Below are 17,289 nucleotides of genomic sequence, written 5' to 3' on the forward strand. Positions count from 1 at the left end.
ATGACCGAATTCCTGCAACAGCTCATCGAAGGCGTCAGCTCGGGCGCCATCTACGGCGGTCTCGCACTGGCCCTGGTGCTCATCTACCGCTTCACCGGCATAGTGAATTTCGCGCAGGGCGAGCTGGCCATGTTCGCGGCCTTCCTGGCCTGGCAGTTCATCGCCGCCGGATTCCCGTTCTGGGCGGCGCTGCTCGCGACCCTGACGGTGTCGTTCCTGGGCGGCATGCTGATCGAACGGGTGATCATCCGCCCGGTCGAGGGCGCGCCCGAACTGACCCTGGTGATCGTCACCGTCGGCCTGTTCTTCTTCGTCAATGCCGCGGCCGGCTGGATCTGGTCGTATCAGGTGAAGGCGTTCCCGAACCCCTTCCCGGACAGTGCGTTCCATACCGCCGGTGTGACGGTGAGCTATCGCAGCCTGGGCGTGATCGTGGTGGTCGGCCTGGTCATGGCCGCGCTCTACCTGCTGTTCCGGCACACCTCGGTCGGCCTGGCCATGCGCGCCGTGGCCGCGAATCCGCAATCGGCGCGACTGGTCGGTATCCGGGTCGGCCTGGTGCTCGCGCTCGGCTGGGGCCTGGCCGCTCTGGTCGGCGCGGTCTCCGGCGTGCTCTCCGCGCCGGTGCTCTTCCTCGAACCCAACATGATGGGCGGTGTCCTGATCTACGCCTTCGCGGCGGCCACCCTGGGCGGCTTCGACAGTCCCGGCGGCGCGGTCGCCGGCGGCCTGATCGTCGGCGTGGCCGAAACCCTCGCCGGCGCGTACGTCGACGCCATCGGCACCGAGCTCAAGATCGGGGTGCCGCTGGCGATCATTCTGGGCGTGCTGCTGCTGCGCCCGCAGGGCCTCTTCGGCACGGCGGCGGTGGAACGCGTATGAGCACAATGACATTCACCAGAATGAGCGAGTTCCGGCGGCCGCTCGTCATCGCGGTCCTGATCGCGCTGGCCTGCTACGCCCCGTTCCAACTGCTGCCCTTCCGCACCTTCCAGCTGGCCATGGCGCTGGTCTACGCGGTCGCCCTGCTCGGCCTGAATCTGCTTGTCGGACAGGCGGGTCAGATCTCGCTGGGGCACGGCGCGTTCTTCGCCGCCGGCGCGTACACCGCCGCCGTACTCGTGGACCGCTGGGACGTACCGCATTACGCGACCCTCCCGATCGCCGCCCTGGTCGCCTTCGTGCTCGGGTTCGCCCTCGGCATCCCGGCGCTGCGGCTGCGCGGCCTCTACCTGGCCTTGGTGACCCTGGCCATCGCCATCTTCACGGTCCCGCTGCTCAAGCGCTTCGAATCCGTCACCGGCGGCTCGATGGGCCTGACCCTGAGCAAGCCCGCCCCGCCGTCCTGGTCCGGGCTGGCCGAGGACCAGTGGCTGTACTTCCTGGCCCTGGCCACCGCGCTGCTGGCCGGTCTGGTGGTCGGCGGCCTGGGCTCGCTGTGGGGCCCGCTGCTGGGCGGCCTGTTCGTCATGTACGTGCCGAGCCTGGCCCAGGACGTCAATCAGGCCGCGCCGGGCGTGGTGTTCGGCCTGTTCATCATCGCGGTCATGTACCTCGCGCCGACCGGATTGGCCGGGCTGCCCGGCCGGTCGGCGCACCTGTTCCGGAAAGGGAAGAACAATGCGCACTAGGACGATTCGCGCCGTGGGCGTGGCGGCGGCGGTGGTCCTCGGGCTCACCGCGTGCGGCGGCCGCGGCGATACCGGCGGCACCGTCGGCTCGGGCGACTGCGGCGGTCAGCAGACCACCGGCATCACCGCCACCGGCATCAAACTCGGCGGCGTCTACCCGCTGTCGGGTCCGGCCTCGGCGTACGGCGAACTGCCCAAGGGCGTCCGCGCCTACTTCGACTACCTGAACGCCGAACAGGGCGGCATCTCCGGCCGCAAGGTCGAATACCTGGTCCGCGACGACGGCTACCAGCCGCCCAAGACCGTCGAGGAGGCCCGCCGCCTGGTCGAACAGGATCAGGTCTTCGCCCTCTTCCAAACCCTCGGCACGCCAACCTCTTCGGCCGTCTGGGATTACCTCAACCAGCGCAAGGTCCCGCAGGTCTTCGTGGCCGGCGGCGCGACCAAATGGGGTTCGGACACCGGCCATCCGTGGACCATCGGCTGGCAGCCCAGCTACCGCGCCGAAGCCCGCGCCTTCGCGCAATACGTGAAACAGCAGCGCCCCACCGGCACCGTCGCCGTGCTCTATCAGAACGACGATTTCGGCAAGGATCTGCTGGAGAACTTCGAGCAGGCCATCGCGGGCAGCGGCGTGCAGGTGGTCGCCAAGCAGAGCTACGAGGTCACCGACCCCACCGTCGAACCCCAGCTCCGCAATCTCGCGAACTCCAAAGCCGATGTGCTGCTGAACTTCTCCACCCCGAAGTTCGCCTCCCAGGCCCTGGCCGCCGACTCGCGCAACCCCGACTGGAACCCGCTGCACATCGTGTCGATGGTCGCCAACGCGGTCACCGTCCTGAAGCCGGTCGGCTTCGAGAACGTGCAGGGCGTGGTCAGCGCCGCCTACACCAAGGACCCCTCCGATCCCCAGTGGGCGAACGACGCCGCCATGAAGGCCTACCGCGAGAAGCTGGCCAAGTACGCCCCCGACGCCGACCCGACGAACCAGTACACCCTGGTCGGCTGGACCGCCGCCGAAAGCTTCCACAAGGCCATGGCCGCCGCCGAATGCCCGACCCGCGAGGGACTTCGCGATTCCGTCCGCGCCCTCTCCGACATCCCGGTGGATCTCCTGCTCCCCGGCATCACCCTGAAAACCGGCCCCGGCGATGCCTTCCCGATGGAAGCCGTCCGCATCCAGCGTTTCGAGGGCGATCACTGGGCGTCCACCGGCGACATCATCGACACCAGCAAGTAGCCCGGAACCGAACCGGGCAGAATCGACCAATGGGTTCGACCAGACTGCCCGGTTCCCAGACCGATCCCCGCCGTTATTGGGCCGGGCTCGGTCTGGGCCTGTCGATCGGCGCGGGGGTGGCGGTGCAGGCCCGGGTCAACGGCGAATTGGGGGAGCGCCTGGGCGACGGCGTGGCGGCCGCGGCGATCAGCTTCGGTTCCGGCCTGGCCGTACTGCTTCTGCTGCTGTCCGTCAGCCCGAACCTGCGAGCCGGCCTGGGTAAAGTCCGCGCAGCCCTGAGCGCCGATCGGGCTTCGGTCGATTCGGGCAGAGCTGAACCGCGCCTGCACTGGTGGCACCTGCTCGGCGGCCTGTGCGGCGCGTTCTTCGTTGCGTCCCAGGGACTTACGGTGGTCATGCTCGGCGTCACCGTCTTCACCGTGGCGGCCGTCTCCGGGCAGTTGGTGAGCAGTCTGGTGGTGGATCGGCTGGGCTTGGGCCCGGCCGGGCGCACCCCGGTGACGGTCTGGCGACTGGTGGCCGCGATCCTGGCCCTGGCGGCGGTCACGCTGACGGCGGCAGGCCGCGCGGGTCACGCCGTGGCGGGGCCCGCTTCGGACCTGCTGCGCGGCACACCCACGGCGATCCTGATCATCCTGCCCGCCCTGGCCGGTATCGGTCTGGCCTGGCAGCAGGCGGTGAACGGCCGGGTGGGCGCGGTCGGCGGCCCGCTCTCGGCGACCTTCACGAATTTCGCCGTGGGCACGGTGGCGCTACTACTGGCCGAAGCGCTGTTGCGATCGCGCTCCGGCTGGTCGATGCGATTCCCGTCCGAACCATGGCTCTACCTGGGCGGTTCGATCGGCGTCGTCTTCATTGCCGCCGCCGTACTGGCCGTGCGCTGGATCGGCGTACTGCTGCTGGGCCTCACCTCGGTGGCCGGTCAGCTGTTCATGTCGCTGCTGCTCGACCTGATCGTGCCGACCGGCCCGGGCCTGTCGGTAACCGCCGTCCTCGGATGCACACTGACCTTCATCGCGGTAGCCGTAGCGGCGGTCCGACCCGCGAAATAGCCCCCGGCGGCGACGAATTCCTCCGGCCGACGCCCTGTGCCGGCCGGAGTCGCGTGATCAGAGCTTGCGCGAGCGCAGTTCGTGGCCCTTGGACGTCTTGCAACGCCCCGATTCCAGATCCCACTGCCAGCCGTGCAGATTGCAGGTGAGGGTATTGCCTTCCACCACGCCGAATTTCGACAGATCCGCCTTCAGGTGCGGGCAGCGGCGCTGTACTTCCCAGCCCGCCAGTTCGGTGGACGCGGAATCGTCGTGCGCTTCGGAGAACCAGCCGTCGGCGTACGCGATGCGCTCATCGGTCAGGCATTTGAAGAAGGTGTAGAGGAATTCGTTGTAGCCGCCGATCCGCCAGGTGGTGAATCGGGTGGACAGGAAAATGGTGTTCACCCAGTCGGGTTCGTTGTCGCGCAGCACCGTCCGCACCAGCACCGGATCGATCCGGAACCCGTAGCGGTACTTGCCTTCTCCCTCGATGGGCTCGCGCACCACCCGCTTGGGGAAGTCCAGCACCACGGTCTCCGCGCCCATGACGAGCCCGACCGGATACCCGATGCCGTCGCAGATGAGATCGCTCTGCGCCATGATCGGCTCGAAGAGGTCCTTGAGCCGGCCCAGCAGCGGCCCGTCGTCCTCGTTCGCCCAGGTCGCCTTCTCGGCGGCGATGATCGGCGCGAACCGCTGCGCCATGGCCTCGATATAAGCGGCCTTGTCGCCGTAGATGGTGTCCGGCACCACCGGATGCGACAGCGAATTCAGCGTCTTGCCGGTCAGATCCACCGTCGAGCCCGGAATCATGAGCAGTCCGCCGTCATTGCCGTGGATGCTCATCTGCTCCAGGAACACGATCTGGTCGGGGAAGATATTGCCCTCGTCCCCGTGATCGTCGTTCAGGTAGCGCAGCTCGTCGTCGAGGAAGACCGGCGGCCCGGCGGACGGCACCACCCAGGTGGCCCCGACCTGCTCGATATAGGAGCGACAGCGGTCCATGCCGCGCTGGCGCTTCTGCTTGCCGAAATTGGCCTTGGTCTTGGCCGGGATGTCGTACACCATCGGGTACCAGATGGCCCCGGAGTACTGCAGCAGGTGAATGTCGACGTGCCCGAATGCGTCGTGCAGCACATCCATGTCGACCGGCCGCGCGTCGTTCATGTTGAAGCACACGGTCTCCCCGTCGGAGACCACCAGCCCGGAGTCGCCGATCGGCCCGTCCGCGGGCGCGCGCAGGGCGATGATCATGACGTCCAGGTCGCCGCCCGGCCCGGTCACGGTGTGCTTGACCGAGTCCTCGGTCTCGAAGAACTTGTGGAACCCGAGCGCTTCCAGCTCGCGCTTGAGGTCCGGCACCGGATAGTCCGGCAGCAGCACCGTCGCGTCCTTGTTGACGTGCCGCTTCAGATGCTCGGCATCGAAGTGGTCGCGGTGCAGATGCGATACGTAGAGGAAATCGCAGTTGCCCAAGTCGTCCCAGTCGAGCTGGGTATTGTCCGGAAAGGGAACCCACGAGGCGAAATACGCGGGGTTGACCCATGGATCGCAGAGGATCGTCCCGGCCGCGGTTCGGATGTGGAAACCGGCGTGTCCGACGCTGGTGATCTGCACGAGCTTCTTCCTCCCTGACCGTTACCAGCCACCAAGACTACTGGCTACCCCGACAGGTCGCCGATGCAGTAACCCTCGGCGCCCGACTCGAGGGTGTATGTCTGTTTTTTCGTAATTCCCGCGGTGATGGTGACCGGAACGGTCACGGTGATGTATTTCCCACGCGGCCATTCGGATTCGATGGCGCCGTCCACGAACGCCGCCACCCCCGTCGTGCGCCCCGGATTGCCCGCCAGCGGCGGCAGGCCCGACGCGCCGGTCCGATTCGGATTCCAGCCGGGTGCCGCGGCGCACACCAGCGGATACGCGCTCTCCTGATCCTCCGGCGACAGCGGTTTCCCGATCGACCGGGCCAGGAAGCGCCGCACCGTGTGCCGCGCGTCGGCATCGTTCACCGCGATCGGCGCGCCCGCCTTGTACACATAGGGGCACACGGTCTGCCCGGTGGCGATGGCCCGATCCGGCAGGACCACGGTGACCTTCTCCCCGTACCAGCGCACCGTCGAATCCTCGGCTACACCCTGCACGCCCAGCGCATCGATGATGGCCTGCGCATCGCCGTACATATCGCGCACGTTCTTGGGCGCCATGTTCCAGCAGCGCTCGGTCAATTCGGCGATGCTCTGCGTCCGCACCAGCACGGCGAACCCGGCGATGGCCCGCACCGCCCCCGGGCTGTCCCGCACCTCCGACATGGCCACCCCGTACCGCGGCTGGGCCGGACCGCCGGTAGCGCTCGCGCCGGCCTCGGCCCGCGCGCTGTCATATCCCTCGCCCGGCACCCCGACCGCCGCATCACATCCCGCCAGCAGGCAGGCCACCGCCGCCACCCCGCCCAACCATCCGCCGCGCCTGCGGCCGAGCCGTGCAGTCCGGGCATTCTCCACTCGTACGAACCTCTTTCGTGTCCTGATGGCCGGTCGGACTCACAGCCGGGTGCGGGTGTTGCCTGGGTCACTGGCCTGCGGTGAAGCAGCGACTAGGCTAGCGGACTTGTGGAACCCGTCTACTTCCCCGTCATCGGGCTGGCTCGCACCGTCTTCGCGCTGCAGGGCCTGAAGTTCACCGTCAAGGGCGACGAAAACATTCCGGCGACCGGTGGCGCGGTCATCGCCATCAATCACACCGGCTATATGGACTTCACGTACGCGGGCCTGCCCGCGCGTACGACGAAGCGCTATATCCGGTTCATGGCGAAGAAGGAGGTCTTCGACAATCCGGTGGGCGGCCCGATCATGCGGGCGCTCAAGCATATTCCGGTCGATCGCGCCGCGGGCGCCGACTCCTACCACGAGGCCGTGAACCGGCTCCGCGCCGGCGAATTGGTGGGCGTCTACCCGGAGGCCACCATCAGCCGCAGTTTCGAATTGAAGGAATTCAAGTCGGGCGCGGCGCGGATGGCGATCGAGGCCGGGGTGCCGATCATTCCGATGACCATCTGGGGCGCGCAGCGGGTCTGGACCAAGGGCTTCCCGAAGCGACTGGGCCGCACCAACACTCCCATCTCGATCGCCGTCGGCAAGCCGATCCAGCCGTACGAACCGTCCTCGGCGCTGACCGAAGAGCTGCACCGCACCATGCAGGAAATGCTGCTCGACCTGCAAAAGGACTACGAGCACGAGCAGGGCGCGTACTGGGTCCCCGCGCGATTGGGCGGCAGTGCACCGACTCTCGAAGAGGCGAACGCGCTCGATCAGGCGGAAGCGGCCGAGAAGGCCGCGCGCCGCGCCCAGCGTCCCGAATGACCGCTTCGCGCAAGTAAAAGGGGGCCCGGGGGTATGACCCCCGAGCCCCGGTTCGTCACAACGGTGACCTGGAAGGGGCGGACCGGCACGGTCCGGCATTCCCGTGCTGATCACACCCCTCCCAGACCTGCACACCGATCGTTCGGGCCGATGAGGAGGACCAACCCGAACGATGGTGCGGGCCACTGTTATTCGACGCCGACCGCCGCCTGGGTGGTGATGGCTTCGGCCGCCGCCACCGCGTCTTCCGGTTCCGGCTTGGCGGCGGGCATTTCGCTGTGGTCCAGCACGTACGCGGTCTCGCCGTGCACGGCCAGGTCGAGCCCGGTGTCCTCGTGATCCTCGTCGGCGCGGATGCCGCCGAACAGCTGCATCACCTTGGCGATGATCATGGTCATCACGAAGGTGTAGACCAGCACCGCCAGCGCGGCCACGCTCTGCCGCCACAGCTGATCCACGCCGCCGCCGTAGAACAGGCCCGACACCGCGTTCGGCGCGGCGCCCGAGGCCAGGAAGCCGATCAGCACGGTACCGAGGATGCCGCCCACCAGGTGAATGCCCACCACGTCGAGCGAATCGTCGAACCCGAAGCGGTATTTCAGCGAGACCGCCAGGCAGCACACCGCACCGCAGAGCCCGCCCACGATCAGCGCGCCGATCGGGGTGACCGCCCCACAGGCCGGGGTGATGCCGACCAGCGCCGCGATCAGACCGGACGCCGCGCCCAGCGAAGTCGCGTGTCCCGCTTTGGCTTTCTCCACCGCGAGCCACCCGCACATACCGGCGCAGGAGGCCGCGATGGTGTTCAGCACGACCACCGACGCCGAATTGCCGGCCGACAGCGCGGAACCGCCGTTGAACCCGAACCAGCCGAAGAACAGGATGCCCGCGCCCAGCATGGTGAGCGGAAGGTTGTGCGGCCGCGGCGGATTCGGGAAGGACTTGCGCTTGCCGAGAATGAGCGCCAGCGCCAGGCCCGCGACGCCGGCATTGATGTGCACGGCGGTGCCGCCCGCGAAGTCGATGGCCTTGAGCTTGTTGGCGATCCACCCGCCGTGGACCGAACCGTCCTTGCTGTCGAACGCGAAGACCCAGTGCGCGACCGGGAAGTACACCAGCAGCGCCCACACCCCGGCGAAGATCATCCAGGAGCCGAACTTCATGCGATCGGCGACCGCGCCCGCGATGAGCGCGACCGTGATGGCGGCGAAGAGCAGCTGGAAGGCCGAGAAGATGGCCGGCGGCAAGCCCGGCGTGGTCGGTGCGTCGAGCAATTTGGACGATCCGAAGTATTCGGTCGGATCACCCAATAATCCGGCGCCCCCGAGGGAATCGCCGAAGGACGCCGAGTAGCCGACGACGATCCACAGCACGCCCACCACGGCCAGTGCTCCGAAGACCATCATGGCCATATTGAGTGTGTTCTTGACGCTGACCATGCCGCCGTAGAACAGCGCCAGCCCCGCCACCATGATCGACACGGCGGCGAAGGCGGCGAGCATCCATGCGGTATCGGCCGCGGCTACTGCTTGCTCCATAGTTCACCTGACTTAGAGATTCCATTCAAACGGCGTTCCTTCGTAGGAATCACCGTTGCGTCGCAGTGAACCACCCCGCGTATTGCGCCGGGGTACGCCGCTGTGAAAGGTGGGTAAACCCGAACGCCTGGACTCGGGCGTGGCGAGGCCATCGCGGTGCGGACTTGGACACGGTCGCGTGATGCCCGCGTAATGCCGCCGACACGAATCCTTGGTTTCCTATCAATCAACAGCGATTCACCACAGCAGACAGATCGGAAACCGAGGACACGCATGACCGATACCGCCGAGTTCCTGATCATCGGGGGCGGCCTGGAGGGACTGGCCATCGCCTGGTCCCTGGCCGAGCGCGGCGCCACCGACATCCTGGTGCTGGAACGCGCCACCCTGTGCTCGGGCATGACCGGCAATTCCAGCGGCGTGGTCCGCTGCCACTACGGCGCGCCGTCGCTGGCCGCCATGTCGTGGTGGTCGGTGCCGTTCTTCGAGAACGCCCGCGAAATCCTCGGCGACGACCTGGGATTCAGCCAGTGCGGCTATGTGGTCGGCGTGGGCGCGGACAATCTGGAACCGCTGCGCGCGAACGTGGTCATGCAGCGCGCGCTGGGCATCGAGGTGGATTTCATCGGCCCCGGCGAGATGGCCGAACTCTGGCCCGGACTGCGCACCGACGACTTCGCCGGAATGGCCTACGAACCGCGCGGCGGGCGCGGCGAAGCCTATTTGACCGGAATGGGTTTCGCGGCCGCCGCCCGGCAGCGCGGCGTGCGCATCCGGCAGCAGGCGAAGGTGGTGAAGCTGCTGACCGATGCCGGTCGGGTCATCGGCGCACAGCTGGCCGACGGGACGGAAGTGCACGCGGGCACGGTGGTGCTGGCCGCCGGACCGTGGACCCCGGAGCTGGCCGCCACCGCCGGCGTCGAGGTGGAGGTGAAAGCCCAACGCGCGCAGCTGATCCTGATCGATCAGGGCGAACCGCTCGGCCCGGTCCCGGTGCTGTCGGATCTGGCGAGCCTGCAATACCTGTGCCGCGAACCGAACGGCGAAGTGCTGGCGGGCAACAGCGATCACGCCGCCCCCGAATACCTCGACCCCGACGATTTCGTGAACCGCGCCGACGCACACGCCGTCGACAAGGTCATCGCCAAACTCGGGCACCGCCTGCCGCATATGCCCGATCCGCGCGTCACCGGCAGCTATGTCGGCGCCTACGACGTCACCCCCGACTACAACCCGATCATCGGCCCCGCCCCCGTGCCCGGCCTGTTCCTGGCCACCGGCTTCTCCGGCCACGGCTTCAAGATCTCGCCCGCGGTCGGCCGCCTGGTCGCCGACCTGCTGCTGCACGGCCGCACCGAACTGCCGGACGTGGATCCCGCCGACTTCCGCTACGAACGCTTCGCCGAAGGAAAACCCCTGCTCAGCCCCCACCCCTATCGGGGCGCGGGCGAAATGCGCTGACCGCTATCCGATCCCTGCTCCAGGAGCCGACATGGCCATAGACACCGCCGCCACCGTCACCCCCATCGCAACCCATCGCAGCCTGGCCGAACAGGCCCGGCTCACCGACACCACCTTCATCCTGGCGGTCTTCACCACCCTGTCCGGAAAACCCTGCGCCAAGCTGGTTCCGGTGCAGGCGGTCGAGCAGCTGGCCGCCGACGGCGTCGGTTTCGCCGGATACGCGGCCGGGATGATCGGGCAGCAGCCGCGCGATCCGGACCTGATCGCGATCCCCGATCCCGAGACCTTCACCCCGATCCCGTTCGTGAAACCCGGTCTGGCCATGGTGCATTGCACGCCGCACGTGGAAGGCGAGCCGTGGCCGTTCGCGCCGCGGGTGATCCTGCAGCGCACCCTGGCCCGCGCCGCCGAACGCGGCTACACCGTGAACGTCGGGGCGGAGATCGAATACTTCCTGGTGGACAAGGCGGCCGGGGGCCTGACGCCCGCCGATACCGCCGACGTCAGCCTGCAACCGTGTTACGACGCCCGCGACGTGACCCGCATGTACGACCATCTGGCCGAGGTGTCGACGGCGATGAACTCGCTGGGCTGGGGAAATTACGCCAGCGACCACGAGGACGGCAACGGGCAGTTCGAGCAGAACTTCGACTACGCCGACGCCATGGTGACCGCGGATCGGGTGATCACGGCGCGCTATCTGCTGTCGGTGATCGCCGAGAAGCGCGGGATGAAGGCCACTTTCATGCCCAAGCCGTTCACCGACCGGACCGGGTCGGGCATGCACATGCACCTGTCGCTGTGGGACGGGGACCGGGCATTGTTCCCGGATGCGGCCGATCCGCGCGGGCTGGGATTGTCGCCGACGGCGTACGGATTCCTCGCCGGGCTGCTCGAGCATGCCTGCGCGCTCCAAGGGGTGATCGCGCCGACGGTCAACTCGTACAAGCGAATCGGCGCGACCAGCACTGCCAGCGGTGCCACCTGGTCGCCGCGCTATGCCACCTACGGCGGGAACGACCGCACGCACTACCTGCGGGTGCCGGATCAGCACCGGGTGGAATTGCGCGGCGCGGACGGTTCGGCGAATCCCTATCTGGCGATTGCGGCGTCGGTCGCGGCGGGGCTGGACGGCATCGATCGTGCGCTCGATCCGGGTGCGCCCGGCGAGCAGCGCGGCGACATGCTGCCGATGACGCTGGTGCACGCCATGGACGCGCTGGAATCCGATCCGATCCTCACCGGTGCGCTCGATATCGCCGGTCCGGGCGTGGCCGAGTACTTCGCCGCCCGCAAGCGCGAGGAGTTCTTCGCCTGGCACAACACGGTCTCCGCCTGGGAGATCGAGCACTATCTGACGGCTTTCTGATCGTTTCCAACTCTCGGGGCTCTCCGGGGCTTCGCCCCTGAAACCCCTGAAACCCACAGGTATCGGAGGACAATATGTGCGGCATAGTCGGCCTGCACCTGCGCGATCCCGCGCTGTATCCCCGGCTGGGTGAACTGCTCACCGGGATGCTGGATCAAATGTGTGACCGGGGACCGGATTCCGCCGGAATGGCGGTATACGGCGATCCGGTGTGGTCGCCGCCGGGAACCGTCACGGTCACGCTCCTGGACAGTCCGTTGCCGGCGGGCGAACTCGCGGAGAAGCTGACGGCCGGGCTGGGCGTGCCCATCACCGCACGTGAATTCGCGCCCACCATGCTGGTCAACGGCCCCGCCGAGGCCGGCAGCTGCGCCGACGGTCAGGCGTACGCGCTCGCGGAATCGATCCGTGCCCTGGTCCCGGGCGTGCGGGTGATCGGCTTCGGCGAAACCCTCACCGTGCTCAAGGGCATCGGCAATCCGACGGACCTGGCTCACGGCTTCGGCCTTCCCCAGGCCCAAGGCTGGCAGGGTGTGGCGCACACCCGGATGGCCACCGAATCCGCCGTGACCGCCGAGGGCTCGCACCCGTTCTCCGTCGGCCCGGGCCAATGCCTGGTGCACAACGGCTCGTTCAGCAATCACATGAGCATCAAGCACGAATTGGAGCGCGCCGGAGTCGAATTCGACAGCGCCAACGACACCGAGGTGGGCGCCCGCTTCGTCGCCCGCCAGCTGGCGCAGGGCGCGGACCTGGAGAAATCCCTGCTGCTGCTCAACGACGTGTTCGACGGCTTCTACACCCTGCTCGTCTCCACCAGCGATTCCTTCGCCGTTGTCCGCGATGCCATCGCCTGCAAACCCGCGATCATCGCCGAGACCGAACGCTGGGTGGCCATGGCCTCCGAATACCGCGCGCTGGCGGATCTGCCGGGTATCGAACAGGCCCGGATCTTCGAACCCGAACCGGAAGAGGTGTACGTATGGCGGCGATCGTGAGCGAACGCACCATCCTGGATGTGGCCGAATCCGGCACGCGCGCGGTCAATTCCGCGCTCCTGACCGCGCCCGGCCCCGTCACCCTGACGAATCCGCGCGGTGCGCACGCCCTGGCCTGCGGGCTGGACCGCGAGCTCGAGGTGACCATCGACGGGCATGTCGGCTACTACTGCGCGGGCATGAACCAGCACGCGAACGTCACCGTCAACGGCAGCGCGGGCGTCGGCGTGGCCGAGAACATGATGTCCGGCACCGTCCGGGTGCACGGGGACGCCTCCCAGTCCGCGGGCGCGACCGCGCACGGCGGCCTGCTGGTCATCGACGGCAATGCCGGTGCGCGGTGCGGGATTTCGATGAAGGGCGTCGATATCGTGGTGGGCGGCGATATCGGGCATATGAGCGCCTTCATGGGGCAGGCCGGCCGCCTGGTGGTGCTCGGCAATGCCGGTGAGGCGCTGGGGGATTCGCTGTACGAGGCGCGCATCTACGTGCGCGGCACGGTGGCCTCGCTGGGCGCGGACTGCGTGCGCAAACCGATGCGCGCCGAGCATCTCGCGGAATTGCGAGAACTGTTGTCAGCAGCCGGATTCGACGCCGATCCCGCCGATTTCACCCGGTACGGATCGGCGCGCAAGCTGTATCACTTCCACGTCGACCATGCCGGAGCGTACTGACCATGACCCAGATCGACCCCGCCCTACGCGAATCGGCCACCTTCGACCGCCGGGCCATCGCCGAGATCCAGCGCGCCGCCGACACCGGCATCTACGATATTCGCGGCTGGGGCGCGAAACGTCCCCTCCCGCACTTCGACGACCTGCTGTTCCTCGGCGCGAGCATGTCCCGCTATCCCCTGGAGGGCTATCGGGAACGTTGCGACACCGATGTGGTGCTGGGCGACCGGTTCGCGAAACACCCACTGCACCTGGATATTCCGGTGACCATCGCCGGCATGAGCTTCGGTGCGCTGTCCGGGCAGGCCAAGGAGGCGCTGGGCCGGGGCGCGAGCGCCGTCGGCACCTCGACCACCACCGGCGACGGCGGCATGACGCCCGAGGAGCGCGGGCAGTCGAAGTATCTTGTGTACCAGTATCTTCCGTCACGTTACGGCATGAATCCGGACGATCTGCGCAAGGCGGATGCCATCGAGATCGTGCTCGGGCAGGGGGCCAAGCCGGGCGGCGGCGGCATGTTGCTGGGGCAGAAGATCAGTGATCGGGTGGCGGCCATGCGCACCCTGCCGCAGGGCATCGATCAGCGCAGCGCCTGCCGGCATCCGGACTGGACCGGGCCGGACGATCTGGCCATCAAGATCCTGGAATTGCGGGAGATCACGCAGTGGGAGAAGCCGATCTACATCAAGATCGGTGCTACCCGGACCTATTACGACGTCAAACTCGCGGTGAAGGCCGGAGCCGATGTCGTGGTGGTGGACGGCATGCAGGGCGGAACCGCCGCCACCCAGGACGTTTTCATCGAACACGTGGGTATTCCGACGCTGGCCGCTATTCCACAGGCGGTGCGGGCGCTGCAGGAGCTGGGGATGCATCGCAAAGTGCAGCTCATCGTGTCCGGCGGTATCCGGACCGGCGCGGACGTGGCCAAGGCGATGGCGCTGGGCGCGGACGCGGTGGCCATCGGCACGGCGGCGCTCATCGCCCTGGGCGACAACAGTCCGCGTTTCGCCGCACAGTACGAAGCCCTGGGTTCGGCGGCCGGGTTCTACGACGACTTCCAGGACGGACGCGATCCGGCGGGCATCACCACCCAGAATCCGGAGCTGGCGGCCACTTTGGACCCGGTCGAGGGCGGGCGGCGGCTGGCCAACTACCTGCGGGTGCTCACCATGGAAGCGCAGACGCTGGCCCGGGCCTGCGGGAAATCGCATCTGCGCAATCTCGAACCGGAGGATCTGGTGGCGCTGACCGTGGAGGCGGCCGCCATGGCACGGGTGCCGTTGGCCGGGACCAGCTGGATTCCGGGAGCGGTCGCATGAGCGACGTGCTCGATATCGGCGGTGCGGCAAAGGCATTCGATCCGCTGTGGACGGAGATCCTGGATGTCGGCCGGGCGGGCACCGGTGGTTATCGCCGCTATGCCTGGTCCGACCCGGATCTCACACTGCGCGAATGGTTCCGGGGCTGTGCGGCGGCCCGCTCCATGGAGGTGGAGGAGGACCGGAACGGGAACCTGTGGGCGTGGTGGCTCCCGCGCGGCTGGGTGGGTGATCCGAAAGGCGCGTTCGTCACCGGATCGCACCTGGATTCGGTTCCGGACGGCGGCGCGTTCGACGGCCCGCTGGGGATCGTGTCCGCGTTCACGGCCGTGGACCTGCTGCGTGTCCGGGGTGTCGAACCGGCGGTACCCATTGCCGTAGTGGCCTTTTCGGACGAGGAGGGCGCGCGCTTCGGCGTAGCCTGCATCGGCTCGCAGCTGAGTACCGGTGTGCTCGATCCCGGTCGCGCCCTGGGGCTGCGCGATATCGACGGCATCACCCTCGCGGAGGCGCTGACCCGGGCGGGCCGCAACCCCGCACAGCTCGGCCCGGACCCCGCCCTGGCCGATCGCGTCGGCGTCTTCGTGGAACTGCACATCGAGCAGGGCCGAGCGCTCGACCTGGTCGATCATCCGCTGGCGCTGGCCTCGTCCATCTGGCCGCACGGCCGCTGGGAATTCGATTTCACCGGCGAGGCGAACCACGCCGGCGCCACCCGGCTCGTCGACCGCCGCGACCCCATGCTGGCCTTCGCCGCCGCCGTCCACACCGCCCGTACCGAAGCCGCCGCCTTGCAAGCGGTCGCGACCTTCGGCAAGGTCCTGGTCTCCCCCAACGGCACCAATGCCATCCCCTCCCGGGTCCGGGCCTGGCTCGACGCCCGCGCCGCCGATCAGCCCACCCTGGAAGCACTGGTAGCCCGCATCACCGCCCTCGCACACGACCACACCCGCGCCGAGGGCACGGCCTTGACGGTCACCCCCGAATCCATCACCCCCATAGTCGAATTCCCCGACGGTCCCCGAAATCGATTGGCCCGAGCCCTATCCCACCTGGGCGAGCTCCCCGTCATCCCCACCGCCGCCGGTCACGACGCGGGCATCCTCTCCGAAATCGTCCCCACCGCCATGCTTTTCGTCCGCAACCCCACCGGCGTCTCGCATTCCCCCGCCGAACACGCCGAATCCATCGACTGTCACCGCGGCGCGGCCGCCCTGGCCGATGTCATGACCGCCTGGGTGACTCAATCCTCCACATAGTTGTCCGGATATGCCGTGATGGCCAGGAACCTGATCGGCAACCGCACCAATTCGTGCGGCCCGTGCGGCTTCTCCCCGTCCAGCAACAGCGAATCCCCCGTCCGCAGCGTGTATTCCGCGTCCCCGTGCCCATAGACCATCACCCCCTCCAGCATGTACAGCAATTCCGTCCCCGCATGCTGGAACAGCGGAAACGTCTCACTGGCCTCCGTCAACGTCACCAGCACCGGCTCCAGCCGCTTGTGCTGCCCCCGCAAAGCCCCCAGCAACTCGTAATGATGCCCGACCCGAGACCCCCGCCCCACGATCGCCGACCCGTGCCCCGCCCGCGTGAAAACCGCCTCCCCCTTCGTATCCGCCCCCCGGAACAACGAGGTCACCGGCACATCCAACCCCGCGGCCAGCCGCGCCAAAGTGGAAAGACTGCAAGAAGTCTGCGCATTCTCGATCTTCGAAAGCATCGCCTTCGAAATCCCCACCTTGGCCGCCATATCCCCCACCGACAACCCACTGGCCACCCGCAGCGCCCGCACCTGCCGCCCGATCACCCGCTCCAGATCCACCCCGGTAGGCGTATCCGCCGGCACTTCCCGATCCTCGGCCCCAGCACTCATCCCCCGATCCTATCGGCGCGTTTCCTCACAGTGGACATCGGCAACCCGTGATCCTGAACTCGGATCCATGTACAATTTTTTCGAGAGACCGAGCAGATTTATGTACAAGGAGGCGGCATGTCCCTAACGCACATCGAGATCGACGACGAGGAACTCGAAACCGCCAAGCGGCTCGGCGGGCACCGCACCAAGACCGCGGCCGTCGCCGCCGCCCTGCGGGAATACAACCAGCGCCTGTCCCGCGCAACTGCCTACGATCGCTACTTCGAGCTCGCTCAGGCATGGGATCTGGAAGGCGCGGAAGCCGCACACCGAGCCGAAAAGGAGCCCCCGCAACCGTGATCGGCTACCTGCTCGATTCCTCAGCTCTGTGGCGGATTCTCCGAGACCGCACCGCATTCGAACAGTGGCGTGCTCCGGCACTCGACGGCGAACTGCATCACTGCTATCCACAGCGCATCGAATTCCTGCGCTCGGCAAGAAATCTGAAGGAGTACTCCGAGTACTGCCGGATGTACGAGGACCTCTACAACGAGGTCGCCGTACCGAAGTCCGCCGGCACCTGGATTGCCGGATTTCAATGGCGTGCCGCCGAAAATGGCAGCCATCAGGCATTCTCAGCCGTCGATCTGCAGATCTGCGCCACGGCCGCCTATCACGGACTCGTCGTGGTTCACGACGACAAGGACTTCGTGACCGCGGCGGGACTGGCCACCGAACTGCGTGAACGCAATGTGTTCGATGGTCCGGAACTGTCGAGCTGAGTCGTCGCCTCCTCGCTCAG

General features: G+C 67.6%; 17 protein-coding genes. 13 read left to right on the plus strand and 4 right to left on the minus strand.

The window, feature by feature from the left end:
- Genes NY1_RS24900 through NY1_RS24915 form a run of 4 tightly spaced genes read left to right on the plus strand, consistent with a single transcriptional unit; the run spans position 1 to position 3,923 of the window.
- The gene (locus NY1_RS24900; protein ID WP_067718046.1) at positions 1-882 is read left to right on the plus strand and encodes a branched-chain amino acid ABC transporter permease; all 882 of its coding nucleotides are present in this window, start codon (positions 1-3) and stop codon (positions 880-882) included.
- Between the two features lie 20 nt (positions 883-902).
- Positions 903-1,631, plus strand: coding sequence for a branched-chain amino acid ABC transporter permease (locus NY1_RS24905; protein WP_067718049.1), 729 nt, complete (start codon positions 903-905; stop codon positions 1,629-1,631).
- A complete protein-coding gene (locus NY1_RS24910; protein WP_067718052.1) occupies positions 1,621-2,871 on the plus strand; it encodes an ABC transporter substrate-binding protein in 1,251 nt (416 codons plus the stop codon). The genes NY1_RS24905 and NY1_RS24910 overlap by 11 nt, the downstream gene beginning before the upstream one ends.
- Before the next feature lie 29 nt (positions 2,872-2,900).
- On the plus strand, positions 2,901-3,923 hold the full coding sequence (locus NY1_RS24915; RefSeq protein WP_067718054.1) for a DMT family transporter: 1,023 nt from the start codon (positions 2,901-2,903) through the stop codon (positions 3,921-3,923).
- A 57-nt stretch (positions 3,924-3,980) separates the two neighbouring features.
- Here the strand turns inward: NY1_RS24915 and NY1_RS24920 are convergent, their stop codons facing one another.
- Both NY1_RS24920 and NY1_RS24925 read right to left on the minus strand, forming a co-directional pair.
- Positions 3,981-5,522 carry a Rieske 2Fe-2S domain-containing protein gene (locus tag NY1_RS24920; protein WP_067718057.1) on the minus strand — a complete coding sequence of 514 codons (1,542 nt, stop codon included), beginning with the start codon at positions 5,520-5,522 and terminating at the stop codon, positions 3,981-3,983.
- A 44-nt stretch (positions 5,523-5,566) separates the two neighbouring features.
- Positions 5,567-6,409 (minus strand): hypothetical protein, encoded by an 843-nt coding sequence (locus tag NY1_RS24925; protein ID WP_157762468.1) that lies wholly within the window; start codon positions 6,407-6,409, stop codon positions 5,567-5,569.
- Positions 6,410-6,517: 108 nt separating this feature from the next.
- Between NY1_RS24925 and NY1_RS24930 the strand changes: the two genes are divergently transcribed.
- Positions 6,518-7,267, plus strand: coding sequence for a lysophospholipid acyltransferase family protein (locus tag NY1_RS24930; protein ID WP_067718063.1), 750 nt, complete (start codon positions 6,518-6,520; stop codon positions 7,265-7,267).
- A gap of 188 nt (positions 7,268-7,455) precedes the next feature.
- On the opposite strand, the gene NY1_RS24935 is transcribed toward NY1_RS24930, so the two are convergent.
- Positions 7,456-8,805 carry an ammonium transporter gene (locus tag NY1_RS24935; protein ID WP_067718064.1) on the minus strand — a complete coding sequence of 450 codons (1,350 nt, stop codon included), beginning with the start codon at positions 8,803-8,805 and terminating at the stop codon, positions 7,456-7,458.
- A 273-nt stretch (positions 8,806-9,078) separates the two neighbouring features.
- On the opposite strand from NY1_RS24935, the gene NY1_RS24940 reads away from it, so the two are divergent.
- From NY1_RS24940 to NY1_RS24965, 6 genes are all read left to right on the plus strand, one after another.
- Positions 9,079-10,266, plus strand: a complete 1,188-nt coding sequence (locus NY1_RS24940) for an NAD(P)/FAD-dependent oxidoreductase (RefSeq protein WP_067718067.1) — start codon at positions 9,079-9,081, stop codon at positions 10,264-10,266.
- Positions 10,267-10,297: 31 nt separating this feature from the next.
- Positions 10,298-11,638, plus strand: a complete 1,341-nt coding sequence (gene glnT / locus NY1_RS24945) for a type III glutamate--ammonia ligase (protein ID WP_067718070.1) — start codon at positions 10,298-10,300, stop codon at positions 11,636-11,638.
- Positions 11,639-11,712: 74 nt separating this feature from the next.
- Entirely contained in the window at positions 11,713-12,636 is a 924-nt protein-coding gene (locus NY1_RS24950) for a class II glutamine amidotransferase (protein ID WP_067718073.1), read from the plus strand.
- Positions 12,621-13,310 carry a GltB/FmdC/FwdC-like GXGXG domain-containing protein gene (locus tag NY1_RS24955; RefSeq protein ID WP_067718076.1) on the plus strand — a complete coding sequence of 230 codons (690 nt, stop codon included), beginning with the start codon at positions 12,621-12,623 and terminating at the stop codon, positions 13,308-13,310. The genes NY1_RS24950 and NY1_RS24955 overlap by 16 nt, the downstream gene beginning before the upstream one ends.
- 2 nt (positions 13,311-13,312) lie before the next feature.
- Complete coding sequence (locus tag NY1_RS24960; RefSeq protein ID WP_067718079.1) at positions 13,313-14,632, plus strand: FMN-binding glutamate synthase family protein; 1,320 nt, start codon at positions 13,313-13,315, stop codon at positions 14,630-14,632.
- On the plus strand, positions 14,629-15,891 hold the full coding sequence (locus tag NY1_RS24965) for an allantoate amidohydrolase (RefSeq protein ID WP_067718081.1): 1,263 nt from the start codon (positions 14,629-14,631) through the stop codon (positions 15,889-15,891). Before NY1_RS24960 ends, NY1_RS24965 begins: the two co-directional genes overlap by 4 nt.
- Here the strand turns inward: NY1_RS24965 and NY1_RS24970 are convergent.
- Positions 15,876-16,505 carry a helix-turn-helix domain-containing protein gene (locus NY1_RS24970; protein WP_067718084.1) on the minus strand — a complete coding sequence of 210 codons (630 nt, stop codon included), beginning with the start codon at positions 16,503-16,505 and terminating at the stop codon, positions 15,876-15,878. The genes NY1_RS24965 and NY1_RS24970 overlap by 16 nt on opposite strands.
- A 117-nt stretch (positions 16,506-16,622) precedes the next feature.
- Here NY1_RS24970 and NY1_RS24975 point away from each other — a divergent pair, with 117 nt between their 5' ends.
- Together NY1_RS24975 and NY1_RS24980 are read left to right on the plus strand one after the other, a co-directional pair.
- Positions 16,623-16,847, plus strand: a complete 225-nt coding sequence (locus NY1_RS24975) for a type II toxin-antitoxin system VapB family antitoxin (RefSeq protein ID WP_067718086.1) — start codon at positions 16,623-16,625, stop codon at positions 16,845-16,847.
- Positions 16,844-17,269 carry a PIN domain-containing protein gene (locus tag NY1_RS24980; RefSeq protein WP_067718088.1) on the plus strand — a complete coding sequence of 142 codons (426 nt, stop codon included), beginning with the start codon at positions 16,844-16,846 and terminating at the stop codon, positions 17,267-17,269. The genes NY1_RS24975 and NY1_RS24980 overlap by 4 nt, the downstream gene beginning before the upstream one ends.
- Positions 17,270-17,289 lie beyond the last annotated feature (20 nt).

This window comes from Nocardia yamanashiensis NBRC 100130 (assembly GCF_001613325.1).
Classification (GTDB): domain Bacteria; phylum Actinomycetota; class Actinomycetes; order Mycobacteriales; family Mycobacteriaceae; genus Nocardia; species Nocardia yamanashiensis.

What these genes read in the sequence shown, in the direction of transcription:
- NY1_RS24900 (WP_067718046.1), top strand. Translation starts at nt 1, where the DNA reads ATGACCGAATTCCTGCAACAGCTCATCGAAGGCGTCAGCTCGGGCGCC.
- NY1_RS24955 (WP_067718076.1), top strand. Translation starts at nt 12,621, where the DNA reads ATGGCGGCGATCGTGAGCGAACGCACCATCCTGGATGTGGCCGAATCC.
- NY1_RS24940 (WP_067718067.1), top strand. Translation starts at nt 9,079, where the DNA reads ATGACCGATACCGCCGAGTTCCTGATCATCGGGGGCGGCCTGGAGGGA.
- NY1_RS24915 (WP_067718054.1), top strand. Translation starts at nt 2,901, where the DNA reads ATGGGTTCGACCAGACTGCCCGGTTCCCAGACCGATCCCCGCCGTTAT.
- NY1_RS24975 (WP_067718086.1), top strand. Translation starts at nt 16,623, where the DNA reads ATGTCCCTAACGCACATCGAGATCGACGACGAGGAACTCGAAACCGCC.
- NY1_RS24965 (WP_067718081.1), top strand. Translation starts at nt 14,629, where the DNA reads ATGAGCGACGTGCTCGATATCGGCGGTGCGGCAAAGGCATTCGATCCG.
- NY1_RS24950 (WP_067718073.1), top strand. Translation starts at nt 11,713, where the DNA reads ATGTGCGGCATAGTCGGCCTGCACCTGCGCGATCCCGCGCTGTATCCC.
- NY1_RS24935 (WP_067718064.1), bottom strand. Translation starts at nt 8,805, where the DNA reads ATGGAGCAAGCAGTAGCCGCGGCCGATACCGCATGGATGCTCGCCGCC.
- NY1_RS24910 (WP_067718052.1), top strand. Translation starts at nt 1,621, where the DNA reads ATGCGCACTAGGACGATTCGCGCCGTGGGCGTGGCGGCGGCGGTGGTC.
- NY1_RS24970 (WP_067718084.1), bottom strand. Translation starts at nt 16,505, where the DNA reads ATGAGTGCTGGGGCCGAGGATCGGGAAGTGCCGGCGGATACGCCTACC.
- glnT (WP_067718070.1), top strand. Translation starts at nt 10,298, where the DNA reads ATGGCCATAGACACCGCCGCCACCGTCACCCCCATCGCAACCCATCGC.
- NY1_RS24960 (WP_067718079.1), top strand. Translation starts at nt 13,313, where the DNA reads ATGACCCAGATCGACCCCGCCCTACGCGAATCGGCCACCTTCGACCGC.
- NY1_RS24905 (WP_067718049.1), top strand. Translation starts at nt 903, where the DNA reads ATGAGCGAGTTCCGGCGGCCGCTCGTCATCGCGGTCCTGATCGCGCTG.